Origin of the sequence: Cuneatibacter caecimuris (genome assembly GCF_004216775.1) — a bacterium.
GTDB classification, from domain to species: Bacteria; Bacillota; Clostridia; order Lachnospirales; family Lachnospiraceae; genus Cuneatibacter; species Cuneatibacter caecimuris.
In genome coordinates this window covers 164,108-176,731 of the sequence record NZ_SGXF01000002.1, presented here as the reverse complement: position 1 = coordinate 176,731, position 12,624 = coordinate 164,108, and the positions used below count along the sequence as shown (strand labels likewise).

Here is a 12,624-nt window from a genome sequence, read left to right as displayed (position 1 = left end):
GATGCAGGTAACAGTAGCGGAATCCGCAGGATTTTGCTTTGGCGTGCGCCGGGCGGTGGAGCGGGTTTACAGGCAGGTGGAGCAGAACAGGGAATCGCCGGAACGCGTTCCCATTTATACCTATGGGCCGATCATACACAATGAAGAAGTGGTAAGGGATCTGGAGAGCAACGGCGTCCGTGTGGTGGAAACCCCGGAAGAGCTGGATTCCCTGGAGAAAGGGATTGTCATCATCCGTTCCCACGGAGTCAGCCGCCATATATTTGAACGGCTTCAGGAAAAGAGCCTGGAAGTGGTGGATGTGACCTGCCCCTTTGTGAAGAAAATTCACCGGATTGTGGAGGAACAGAGCCGGGAGGGACGGACCATAGTCATTGTCGGCAATCCCAGTCATCCCGAAGTAGAGGGAATTGTGGGCTGGAGCCATACAGAGCCGGTTGTCATAGAGAAAATTGAAGATTTTAATAAAAATCGCTTGACAAATGGAATAAAATTGTGTATTGTGGCACAAACGACATTTCATTACGGAAAATTTCAAGATTTAGTTGAAAAACTCGAGAAAATGGGTTATGATATAAATGTTTTGAATACGATCTGCAATGCTACCCAGGAACGTCAGACAGAGGCGAGGAGCCTGGCGGCGCAGTCGGATGGAATGTTGGTGGTTGGAGGTAAGAACAGTTCGAATACCCAGAAGCTGTTTGAAATTTGTAAGAAGGAATGTGATCATACATATTTCATACAGACGGCGGCGGACCTGCAGCCGGACTGGTTTCCGGAGGATGCCAGAGTGGGAATCACGGCAGGAGCTTCAACTCCACATAATATTATAGAGGAGGTTCAAACACATGTCAGAAATGAGCTTTGAACAATTATTGGAAGAATCTTTAAAAACAATTTCAACAGGAGAGATCGTAAAGGGTACCGTCATCAGTGTCAAAGAAGACGAGATTATCTTGAATATAGGCTATAAGGCCGATGGCATCATTACCAGAAACGAATATACAAACGTGCCCAACGCGGACCTGACCACGATGGTTTCTGTTGGAGACGAAATGGAAGCCAAAGTAGTCAAGGTAAATGACGGCGAAGGCCAGGTAGCTCTGTCCTACCGCAAAATGCAGGCTGAAAAGGGCAACCGCAGACTGGAAGAGGCCTTTAACAATCACGAAGTTCTGAAAGCTCCTGTAGCTCAGGTTCTTTCCGGCGGTTTGAGCGTCGTTGTGGATGAAGCGAGGGTATTTATTCCCGCCAGCCTGGTTTCCGACACTTATGAGAAGAATCTCGAAAAGTACGCCGGACAGGAAGTGGAATTTGTAATCACAGAATTCAATCCCAGAAAGCGCAGAATCATCGGCGACTGCAAGCAGCTGATTGTTGCGAAAAAGGCGGAACTGCAGAAAGAGCTGTTTGAGCGTATTGAGCCCGGCATGGTGCTGGAAGGCACAGTGAAGAATGTGACAGATTTCGGCGCTTTCATTGATCTGGGCGGCGCGGACGGCCTGCTGCATATTTCAGAGATGTCCTGGGGCCGTATGGAACACCCGAAGAAGGTGTTTAAATCCGGCGATGCAGTGAGAGTGATGATTAAGAATATCGACGGCAGCAAGATCGCCCTGACCCGCAAGTTCCCCGATGAGAATCCCTGGATCGCGGCAGAAGAAAAGTATGCTGTGGGCAATGTGGTGACCGGGCGTGTGGCAAGAATGACAGATTTCGGCGCTTTTGTGGAGCTGGAAGATGGAATTGACGCGCTGCTGCATGTTTCCCAGATTTCCAAGGAGCATGTGGACAAGCCTTCCGATGTGCTGAGAGTGGGCGAAGAGATCACGGCTAAGGTTGTGGATTTCAACGGCGAGAGCCAGAAGATCAGCCTGAGCATGAAAGCTCTGCAGAATTATGATTCCAGAAGATATGAGGATGAAGATGTAGCTGACGTGGATATCGACGCAGTTGCTGAAGAAGAGGAATAATCCGCAGGCTGAGGCATGCGGAGTAGAAAAAGGAGACCCGTTTCTGTAATGGGTCTCTTTTTAATTGCATAGGAAACTGGGTTTTCTATGCAATTAAACCCCCCGGGGGATGCGCACTACGCGCTAAGGAACTATGGCCGCTAAAGCGACCGCGCTTCGGCGCGAGAGTCCGGCGAAAATTCTATTCCCGATTAATGGTTTTCCGGAAAAATGCTTCCCGGTACTGGCTGGGCGTTACTCCTTCAAATCGTTTGAACAGTTTCATGTAATATTTTTCATCTGCAAAACCGCACATTTCGGCCACGATTTCCAGTTTCAGGTCAGGGTTTTCCAGAAGATTGCGGGAGGCAAGAATCCGGCAGCGATTCAGATATTCCAGTACGCCGCATCCTGTGTGGCGGCGGAACAGCGCGGAAAGATAGGCGGGGTGATAGCCGCAGCGGCAGGCCAGCGCACCGGCAGTTAACGGCTTATCATAATTGGCTTCCATCCATGCCAGCAGCTCCGCAAAACGGGGCGGCATGCGGCCGTCCAAGTCCGCAGGCCGGGAAGCCAGATATTCTTCGGAGAGCTCAAGAAGAAGCAGACTCAGGCTGTAGCGCATCCTGGGAGTGGTGTGGTAGCGGTCCAGTCGGGAGAAATCCAGCAGCTGATGAAACAGCATGGAAATCCTCGCCTCTTCTTTCAGCGTAAAAACTTCCGGCAGGACATAGTGCTCCAGCGGCTGCCGGCCGCCGGGGACAACTCCGGATTTCTGCAGGGATTCCGGCAGGCTTGCTTCCGGGAAAAGGCCGGCAGGGCCGGAGAGGCCGAAGTGGACCCAGTAATAAGAAAGAGGCCCCAGGGAAGCCAGATGTCCGTAATGCTCTTTGCCGGGCAGAAGCAGAAAGACCTGGCCGGGATGCAGGTCATAGGCAGTTCCGTCCTGGGTGATATGGAGGCAGCCCCGCCGGATCAAAAGCAGCACAAAGCAGGAAAGGGTCCTGCGGGTATGCAGGAAGCCGTTGTCGCTGACGAGATTTCCGCAGGCCTGGTAATCGGCCGGTAAAAGTGCATTTGATATGAGACAATTCATCTTAAATTCCACCACCATTTATGCTGATCTGTAGGTTCAAAAATCCTGATTTGTATTTATAATAGAATACAGCATAAGTCCGGAAAAAGCAAAGGTTTTTCTATCGGGTTAGCTGCCGGACAAAAGGACCAGGAGGAAATGCAGGATGAGAAAAGATATGAAACAGCTGCCGGTAAATCAGTTCCAGGTTAAGGATATTTTCTGGGGAAATTATCTGGAACTGGTGCGGGCCAGCGTGATACCCTACCAGTGGGAGGCGCTGAACGACAGAATCGAAGGGGCGGAACCAAGCCATTGTATTCGCAATTTTGAAATTGCGGCAGGAAGGAAAACGGGAGAATTTAGCGGCTTTGTTTTTCAGGACAGCGACCTGTATAAGTGGCTGGAAGCGGCTGCCTACTCTTTGATGCGCTGCCCGGACGCAGATCTGGAGAAGAAGGCGGATGAAGCGATTGAACTGATTGGACAGGCCCAGCAGCCCGACGGCTATCTGGATACTTATTATATTATTAACGGGCTGGAAAACCGGTTTACTGATCTGGAAAGCAATCACGAACTGTATTGTCTGGGGCATATGATCGAAGCAGCCACAGCCTATGCCCAGGCTACGGGAAAACGCCGTTTTCTGGAAATCAGCGCGGCCTTTGCAGATTGTGCGGCAGAGCACCTGGGAAAAGAGCCGGGTAAGCTTCCCGGGTATCCCGGGCATGAAGTTGCGGAAATGGCCCTGGTCAAGCTGTATGCCATGACAGGAGAGAAGAAATATCTTCGGCTGGCATCTTATTTTATTGACCAGCGGGGACAGCAGCCTCTTTTCTTTGAACAGGAGGACAGGGAACAGGGCAGAACCTGTTATTGGAGGGATGATCTGGGATACCGCTACTATCAGGCGGCGGAACCGGTGCGCGGACAGCAGGAGGCGGAAGGGCACGCGGTGCGGGCAGTCTATCTCTACAGCGGCATGGCGGATGTGGCGCGGGAGACAGAAGATGAAGAGCTGTTTGCGGCCTGCAAACGGATCTGGAAGAATATTGTGGAAAAGAAGCTGTACCTCACAGGTGCTGTGGGCGCCAGCGCTCACGGTGAATCCTTCAGCTATAATTATAACCTGCCCAATGATCTGATCTACGGAGAAACCTGCGCCGCCGTGGGCCTGGTGTTTCTGGCAAAGCGGATGTTTGAAATGACCGGAGACAGCTCCTATCTGGATGTGATGGAGCGGGCGCTGTACAATGGCGTGATCAGCGGCATGTCCCTGGACGGAAAATCTTTCTTTTATGTGAACCCTCTGGAAGTGACGCCGCAGGCCTGTCATGAGGATCATAATTTCGCCCACGTCAAGCCGGTGCGCCAGAAATGGTTCGGCTGCGCCTGCTGTCCTCCCAATCTGGCAAGGCTGCTGTCCTCTGTAGCGAATTACGCGTTTACCACGGATAAAGATGGGATTTATCTCAACCTTTTTATGGGAGGCAGGGTCTCCTTTGAAACAGAGAACTGCCGCGGAGAACTGGAAGTTTCTACGGATTATCCCTGGGACGGCCGGATTTCTGTGCGGGTGGTGAGAGTGGAAGGAGCCCCTTTCACGATGAGAATGCGCGTGCCCGGCTGGTGCAGGGATTTTGCAGTATTCAGAAACGGCGGCAGGACGGAACCGGTAAGGTCCGAAGGATTCGCTGCGCTGCAGGAGATGAGGCAGGGAGAAGAGGCTGTGCTGGAGCTTTCTATGCCGGTGGAACTGATAGCCGCTCATCCCAATGTGCGGGCTGATATGGGAAAGGCTGCGGTGATGCGGGGGCCATTGGTATACTGCCTGGAGGAGGCGGACAATGGAAGCGGCCTTCACAGGCTTTCTCTGCCCGCCGGCGCTGTTTTTGCAGCAGAATACAGAGATATGCTGGGCGGAGTGACCGCGCTGACCTGCAGCGGCCTGAGAAAGACCGATGAAGGCTGGGAGGAGGGTGATTTGTATCAGGTCTGGCGCAGCCCTGCCGAGGAGCCTGTCACCCTCACCTGGATTCCTTACTATGCCTGGGCGAACCGGGGAGAAGGTGAAATGAGCGTTTGGATCAGGATAAAAGAATAATTAAAAACAGGAAAGTCCGGATGAATCCTCAGGCAGCTGCCTGGTTTCATCCGGGCTTAAAAATTTATGTGGGAAATGAAAAAAACACTCTCATTTTTACCTGGAATATGCTATAGTGATAGGTAGGAAAATTTGGGCTTAACGCCGAAAATAAAAGGAGGGTTTTATGCTGTACAAGCATAATCAGACAGAAAATTTAGAAGACAGTTTATTTCAGAATCCCTCATCAGAATACCGGGGAGCCCCGTTCTGGGCCTGGAACTGCGTGCTGGATGAGGAACAGCTGATGCGCCAGATCGGATACCTTCAGGAAATGGGGTTTGGAGGCTTCAACATGCACTGCCGGACCGGGATGGCTACGGAATACCTGAGCCAGGAATTTTTCCAGCTGGTGCGGGATTGCACCAGAGAGGCGCAGAAGCGCGGGATGCTGGCCTGGACCTACGACGAGGACCGCTGGCCTTCCGGCGCGGCGGGAGGCCTGGTGACAAAAGAGAAGAAGTTCCGGGCAAGACATCTGCTGTTCACCCCTTTTCTGAAAGAGACCAATGAAAACAGGAAGCTGCTGGGAGCGTATAACGTTGTATTGGACGGGGAAGGATATCTGGCCCGCTATGCCCGGGTGGCCGGAGAGGACGCCGCGGCTGTAAAGCCGCGTAAAGTGGTGTTTGCAGCAGAAAATGTTACAGCGGGTTATGAGACAAAAGAGAGATGGTACGCTTATCTGGAGCTGTCGGAGGAGACGCCCTGGCACAACAACCAGACTTATGTGGATACGCTGAATAAGAAAGCCATTGAACAATTCTGCCGGATCACCCATGAGCAGTATTATGAAGCCGTGGGAGATCATTTTGGCAGAACAGTGCCCGCTATTTTTACGGACGAACCACAGTTTACCAGTAAGAAAACGCTGGCTTATGCCAAAGAAAAGGCGGACGTATCCCTGCCCTGGACGGATGATCTGGAAGAGACTTTCCGGGAAGCATATGGAGAGGATCTGATGGGCGGCGTGCCGGAGCTGTTCTGGGACAGGGCGGACGGAAAGCCTTCTGTGCTGCGCTACCATTACCATGCTCATATTTCCGACAGATTTGCGGAAAGTTTTGCCCATACCCTGGGGCAATGGTGCGAAGGGCACGGCCTGATGCTGACAGGACATATGATGGAAGAGCCCACGCTGAAGAGCCAGACGGCAGCGCTGGGAGAAGTAATGCGTTCCCTCAGCTATTTCCAGCTGCCGGGCATCGACATGCTCTGTGACAGACGGGAATATACCACTGCCAAACAGGCGCAGTCGGTTTCCCACCAGTACGGCAGAGAAGGGGTTCTCAGCGAATTATACGGCGTGACCGGCTGGGATTTTGACTTCCGCGGCCACAAGCTGCAGGGTGACTGGCAGGCCGCCCTGGGAGTGACCGTGAGGACGCCCCATCTGTCCTGGGTATCCATGAACGGAGAGGCAAAACGGGATTATCCTGCTTCCATCAATTATCAGGCTCCCTGGTACAAGAGATACAGCCTGATTGAAGACCATTTTGCCAGGGTGAACACAGCCATGACCAGAGGAAAATGCCGTACCAGGATCGCCGTGCTGCATCCTGTGGAAAGCTACTGGCTGCATTGGGGCGTGGCCCAGCAGACTGCGGGAGTGCGCAGGCAGCTGGATGAAAATTTTGAGAAAATCACCAGGTGGCTGCTGTTCGGACAGCTGGATTTTGATTACCTTTCAGAAGGACTGCTGAAGGAACAGTGTGGCAACCCTTCGGCCCCCCTGGAAGTGGGCCCCATGCAATATGAAGCGGTAGTGGTGCCGGGCTGTGAAACCATCCGGGAGAGTACATATGAAGTCCTGAAAGCATTTGGTGAGGCCGGAGGACGGCTGATCTTCATGGGAGAATATCCAAAGTATATTGAGGCAAGAAAAGACAGCAGGCTGGATATATTCCGCAGGTATCCTCTGGCGGCATTCAGCCAGCCGGAGATTCTGGAGCTTCTGGAGGAAGAACGGGACCTGTCCATATTTGACGGAATGGGAGAACCGGCTGACGGGCTGCTGTATCAGCTGAGGGAGGACGGAGAGAACAGGTACCTGTTCATCGCTCATGGCAGAGCCCCCAGAGCCAGCGAGGACGACGGGGTGAACAGCGCCAGGGATATGGTTCCCCGGGAGAAAATCAGGATCTATATAAAAGGGGAGTGGCGTCCAACTGTGATGGACACCATGACAGGCGGGCAGAAGCCCATCGCCCGTTCTTATGAAAACGGCAGCACAGTGGTGGAATACAGCTGGTACGGGCATGACAGCCTGCTTCTGAAACTGGAGCCGGGCCGGGCGGAAAGCGAAGGGGCAGTGCTGGCGGAACCCTTTGAGCCGCTGCGCATCGGCCGGAAAGCGGCATTCCGGGAAGATTTTCCGGGAACCTTTTATGAAGAGGCAGAGTACCGTCTGGAAGAGCCGAATGTCTGCGTGCTGGATATGCCTGAATACGCTTTGGACGGCGGGGATTGGGAAGGCAGGGAAGAAGTGCTGAGGGTGGATAACCTGATCAGAAAGCGTCTGGGACTGCCGCCGAGGCAGGACGCAGTGGCGCAGCCCTGGGTGACCGGCACGGAGAAGCCCGCTCATACAGTACGCCTGCGCTATAGGGTGCGCAGCAGCGTCAGCCGGAAAGATGTCTGGCTGGCCCTGGAAGAGCTGGAGCATACCAGGATTACCTGGAACGGAAAAGCAGTGGGCGGGAACAGCTGCGGTTACTATGTAGATGAGTGTATTCAGAAGGTTTGCCTGGGCGGACTGCAGGAGGGAGAGAACACCCTGGAGCTGGAAATCGCATTTGGCAAACAGACCAATCTGGAGAACTGTTTCCTGCTGGGATATTTCGGCGTGAAAGTACAGGGGGCCAGAGTATTTCTGGAAGATCTTCCGGAAAAGCTGACTTTTGGCAGCCTGGTTACTCAGGGGCTGCCTTTTTATGGCGGGAATATTATCTATGAGCTGAAAGCGCGCACCAGCCGGGGGAAGAAGCTGAAGGTCCATGTGCCCATGTACCGGGGCGCTCTGATTGATGTGGAGGTGGACGGAGGGCCGGCAGGCTCTGTAGTATTTGCACCCTATACAGTTACCGTGGATAAACTGCCCTCAGGCCCTCACAGGGTGAGCCTGAAACTGTATGGAAGCAGGGTGAACACCTTCGGCGCTCTGCATAACTGCAATGAACACTGGTGGTGGCACGGCCCCGATGACTGGAGAACTTATGGGGATGAATGGAGCTATGAATATCAGCTGAAGGATACCGGCATTTTGAAAAGTCCGGATATATATGAGGAGGATTAAATAATGGAATTAAAAAGATATTTCGAGGACCCGGCGGCTCTGCATATCGGCACAGAGGAAAACAGGTGCTATTATGTGCCGGAAGACACCCGGGGATACAAGCGCCGGAAGATGCTGTCCGGCGATGATTGGAAGTTCAGATATTATGGCAGCTGGCAGCTGGTTCCCGAAGAATTTTGGGAGCAGGAAGCAGGGATGGAGCGGATTTCAGTGCCTTCCTGCTGGCAGATGATGGGGGTTGACGGACACCAGTACACCAATGTAAAATATCCTTTTCCCTATGATCCGCCTTATGTGCCGGACCAAAATCCGGCGGGGGCATATGTAAAACGGTTTTCCCTTACTGCGGAGGATCTGCTTTTTCGCCAGTACCTGAATTTTGAGGGCGTAGACTCCTGCTTTTATGTGTGGGTGAACGGAAAAACCGTTGGGTACAGCCAGGTTTCCCATTCCACCAGTGAATTTGAAATCACAGAATACCTGCGTGAAGGAGAAAATGCACTGGCGGTTCTGGTGCTGAAATGGTGCGACGGCAGTTATCTGGAAGACCAGGATAAGCTGAGAATGTCCGGGATTTTCCGGGATGTGTACCTGCTGGCGCGGCCTCAGAGTTTTGTAAGGGATTATATGGTGACTGCGGTTCCGGAAGAAGGGAAAGGCCGAATCAGCTTGCAGGCAGAATGGGAAGGAGAACCGGTTCCCGTTACCTGCCGGCTGCTGGATGAAGCGGACCGCTGCCTTGCGGAAGCGGCTTTGCCCGCAGATGGAACGGTCTCCTTCACCGTAGAGAACCCCGTGCTGTGGAATGCAGAGAATCCCTATCTGTACCGTCTGGAGATCGAGAGTGAAGAGGAACGGATTATCCAGACCGTGGGAATCCGTGAAATCCATACCGCAGACGGCGTGATGTATATCAATGACAGGCCTGTTAAATTAAAAGGCGTAAACCGCCATGATTCCAGCCCTTATACCGGATATGTGATTTCCAGGGAGGATGCGCTGAAGGATCTGCAGCTGATGAAGGAGCATAATGTGAATGCAATCCGCACCAGCCATTATCCCAACGCCCCCTGGTTTATGGAACTCTGTGACGAATACGGATTTTATGTAATAGGAGAGGCGGACATAGAGATTCACGGGACCACCACCACCTACCAGGGCTCTCAGGCCACAACTTTTGGCTGGCTGGCTCAGGATCCCAGATTTGAAGAGGCGATTCTGGACAGGGTGCAGCGGGATGTGATCCGGGATAAGAACAGGGCCTGCGTGCTGATCTGGTCTCTTGGCAATGAATCCGGCTACGGCAGGAATTTTGAGGAGGCCGGGCGTTGGGTGAAAAAATATGATCCCTCCAGGCTGCTGCATTATGAAGGCAGCGTATGGGTGACTGATAACTACCCCAATGATGCTTCCATGCTGGATTTAATGAGCACCATGTACGCCACCCCCAAATGGATTGACGAATATTTTACCGGAGGCGGAGAAATCAGCCCCTACCATGAACAGCTGATCGAGGCCCTGACTGACCCGAAAGATAAGCTTCCTTATGTGAATTTCCTGAAGGACCACTTGAATTCCGAGAAGAAACCATACATCCAGTGTGAATTCTGCCACGCAATGGGCAACGGCCCGGGGGATCTGGAAGAATATTATGAGCAGATCTACCGCTATGACGGCTTTGCAGGCGGTTTTGTATGGGAATGGTGCGATCATGCGGTATACCAGGGGAAAGCAGAGGACGGCAGGAAGAGGTTTGGCTATGGAGGCGATTTTGGAGAATACCCTCATGACGGGAATTTCTGCATGGACGGGCTGGTCTATCCTGACACGCGCCCTCACACAGGATTGTTTGAGCTGAAGCAGGTGGCCCGTCCAGTGCGCGCCTATGCCAAAGACCTGAAGAAAGGATTGCTCACACTGGAAAACCGCTTTGATTTTACAGACCTGGCAGATCTGGTGGGAATCCGCTATGAAGTGAAGCAGAACGGGGAAACGCTGGCATCCGGGGAATTGGAGGTTCCCTCCGTCAGGCCCGGGGAACAGGCGGAAATACAGCTGGATTACACAGTGCCCAGGTCAGGAAACTGCTATCTGCGGCTGATTTACCTTCAGAAAAAGGATCTGATGCTGACCCGGGAAGGCCATGAACTGGGATTTGACCAGTTTGTGCTGCAGGAGGATTTTGGAATGCCGCTTTCTGTGGGCAGCGGAAAACATGTGCATTTTGAAGAGAATGAACGGGAATATGTGCTGACAGGAGAAGGCTTCACCTATGTGTTCAGCAGGATAACAGGCACGTTTTCTTCTCTGAAAAAAGAAGGACGCCCTGAAATAAGGGAAATGGCCTACAATGTATTCCGGGCTCCGGTGGACAATGACCGGAACATTATGGAAGAGTGGGAAAAGGCAGGCTATCCTCACAGCAGGACCAAGGTTTATGAAACCGGGCTGGAGGCAGAGAGAGGACAAGTGACGATTCGAACTGTATTGAGCATTGCCGCGCCCGGCATACAGCCGTATCTGAGACTTACCGCCAGCTGGACGGTAGACGGGGAGGGAAAAATCCTTCTGAACCTGGAAGGAGCCAAAGAAATGAATTTCCCCTTCCTTCCCAGATTCGGCCTTCGCATGAAGATGGAGAAAGACTGGGATGCAGTGAAGTATTTTGGCTTCGGTCCCTATGAGAGCTATTGCGATAAGCACGAAGCCAGCTGGATGGATGTGTTTGAGACCAGCGTGGACGCGCTCCATGAAGACTATGTAAAACCTCAGGAAAACGGCAGCCATTTCCACTGCCGCTATCTGGAGCTGGCCGGTGAGAATGGCTGGTATGTGACGGGCAGAGATCCCTTCAGCTTTAATGTATCAAAATATACCATTGAAGAGCTGGCGTCAAAAAAGCATAACTATGAGCTGGAAGAAGCGGATCATATCGCAGTGTGCCTGGACTGCGGACAGAGCGGTATGGGCTCCAACGCCTGCGGGCCTAAGCTGGCGGAGCGCTGGCAGTTTAACGAGCAGCGTTTTTCCTGGGAGATGCTGCTTCAGTAAAAAGGGCTTCGAGATAGCTTTGAAGAAGAGCAGAGTCGGTTTTTTCGATTCCTTCCCAAAGAGAGAAGGCAGTTTTAGAGCGGTGTTCCTGCCGGAAAACAGGGGAGAACACCGGCTCTTTGCCGGGCTGGGGAAGAAAGATACCGGCTCTGCGCGTATAGCAGGTGGAAGCGGAGGCTTTTTTCCGCCGGCTTTTATCCACAAATTCTGCTACGGACTGATGTACCGCCATGTCTTCTTCCGGCAGATAATAATATTCTTTATAGTTGGGATAAAATAATTTCAGCTCTCCTTCATACAGAGGGACAGAGCAGTGGAGGCTGCTGCCTTCCAGAGCGAGAACTGCTTCCGGGAATCCCTGGGGGGCTCCCGGGAAATCAACAGTGCGCCGGATGGGGACAGGCAGGCAGGCGCTCAGTTCTGCAGAAATCAGAAGAGTCCGGCTTCCGGTGTCCCCGGAAGCCGTAAGGAGCTTTGGAGGGCTGCAGAGACAGTCGGCATAATGGAGCATGGACATCAGAGGGAACATGCCTTTGATATCCTCTTCATTGTGAAGCAGAAGGGCGCGCAGCAGGCGGAAATCCCGGCTCTGCAGGTATTCCTCATATACCGCGATGAGCTGGCCGCCGTTGAAAGGGTCCTTCCGGCGCAGGCCCAGAAATGCTTCGCAGGCCTTCAGACGGATGCTGGAGAGCCCCAGAAGCTGCCTGCAGGGGCGGACGAGTTTGTACAGATCCACGCTTTCCAGCGCGGAGAGCCCCCAGTCCATCTGGTACTGTCGGCAGCAATTCTGAAGGTAGGGCAGGTCGAAGCCGTCGCCGTTAAAGTGTACCAGGCAGCGAAAACGGGAAGCAAAGCGGAAAAAAGCCCGGAGGATTTCGCATTCATCCGAGAGGCTTTCCGCGAACCACTGGGTGAGCTTCCACGTACCCTGTTCCATAAACGCGCATCCAATGAGATACAGAGAAGAGGAGGAAGGCGTAAAGCCTGTGGTTTCAATATCAAAAAATAAAAGCTGTTCCGCCGGGCCCAGTTTTTCCAGATTATAAGAAAGCTCCGGAGAAAAGTTTATGGTATTCGTAATCATAACAGCACCTTCTTTCGTGTA

Annotated in this window: 7 protein-coding genes; 5 read left to right on the top strand and 2 right to left on the bottom strand. The window is 52.7% G+C overall.

Features of this window, described 5'->3' with window-relative positions; genetic code table 11:
* The first annotated feature begins 1 nt into the window (after window position 1).
* Window positions 2-868, top strand: a complete 867-nt coding sequence (locus tag EV209_RS07110; protein WP_130434527.1) for a 4-hydroxy-3-methylbut-2-enyl diphosphate reductase — start codon at window positions 2-4, stop codon at window positions 866-868.
* Window positions 849-1,973, top strand: coding sequence for a 30S ribosomal protein S1 (rpsA, locus tag EV209_RS07105; RefSeq protein WP_130434525.1), 1,125 nt, complete (start codon window positions 849-851; stop codon window positions 1,971-1,973). Before EV209_RS07110 ends, rpsA begins: the two co-directional genes overlap by 20 nt.
* A 181-nt stretch (window positions 1,974-2,154) precedes the next feature.
* On the opposite strand, the gene EV209_RS07100 is transcribed toward rpsA, so the two are convergent.
* Complete coding sequence (locus EV209_RS07100) at window positions 2,155-3,066, bottom strand: AraC family transcriptional regulator (RefSeq protein WP_130434523.1); 912 nt, start codon at window positions 3,064-3,066, stop codon at window positions 2,155-2,157.
* Window positions 3,067-3,193: 127 nt separating this feature from the next.
* Between EV209_RS07100 and EV209_RS07095 the strand changes: the two genes are divergently transcribed.
* From EV209_RS07095 to EV209_RS07085, 3 genes are all read left to right on the top strand, one after another.
* Window positions 3,194-5,131, top strand: coding sequence for a glycoside hydrolase family 127 protein (locus EV209_RS07095; protein ID WP_207220583.1), 1,938 nt, complete (start codon window positions 3,194-3,196; stop codon window positions 5,129-5,131).
* 166 nt (window positions 5,132-5,297) lie between these two features.
* Window positions 5,298-8,465 carry a type 1 glutamine amidotransferase family protein gene (locus EV209_RS07090; RefSeq protein ID WP_130434521.1) on the top strand — a complete coding sequence of 1,056 codons (3,168 nt, stop codon included), beginning with the start codon at window positions 5,298-5,300 and terminating at the stop codon, window positions 8,463-8,465.
* A 3-nt stretch (window positions 8,466-8,468) separates the two neighbouring features.
* A complete protein-coding gene (locus tag EV209_RS07085) occupies window positions 8,469-11,516 on the top strand; it encodes a glycoside hydrolase family 2 TIM barrel-domain containing protein (protein ID WP_130434519.1) in 3,048 nt (1,015 codons plus the stop codon).
* Here EV209_RS07085 and EV209_RS07080 read toward each other — a convergent pair.
* Window positions 11,476-12,603, bottom strand: coding sequence for a ribonuclease H-like domain-containing protein (locus EV209_RS07080; RefSeq protein ID WP_165388852.1), 1,128 nt, complete (start codon window positions 12,601-12,603; stop codon window positions 11,476-11,478). The genes EV209_RS07085 and EV209_RS07080 overlap by 41 nt on opposite strands.
* Window positions 12,604-12,624: the final 21 nt, after the last annotated feature.

Bases quoted from the DNA above. Each gene is read 5' to 3' on its own strand.
- EV209_RS07085 (WP_130434519.1), top strand. From the start codon at position 8,469: ATGGAATTAAAAAGATATTTCGAGGACCCGGCGGCTCTGCATATCGGC.
- EV209_RS07095 (WP_207220583.1), top strand. From the start codon at position 3,194: ATGAGAAAAGATATGAAACAGCTGCCGGTAAATCAGTTCCAGGTTAAG.
- EV209_RS07080 (WP_165388852.1), bottom strand. From the start codon at position 12,603: ATGATTACGAATACCATAAACTTTTCTCCGGAGCTTTCTTATAATCTG.
- EV209_RS07110 (WP_130434527.1), top strand. From the start codon at position 2: ATGCAGGTAACAGTAGCGGAATCCGCAGGATTTTGCTTTGGCGTGCGC.
- EV209_RS07090 (WP_130434521.1), top strand. From the start codon at position 5,298: ATGCTGTACAAGCATAATCAGACAGAAAATTTAGAAGACAGTTTATTT.
- rpsA (WP_130434525.1), top strand. From the start codon at position 849: ATGTCAGAAATGAGCTTTGAACAATTATTGGAAGAATCTTTAAAAACA.
- EV209_RS07100 (WP_130434523.1), bottom strand. From the start codon at position 3,066: ATGGTGGTGGAATTTAAGATGAATTGTCTCATATCAAATGCACTTTTA.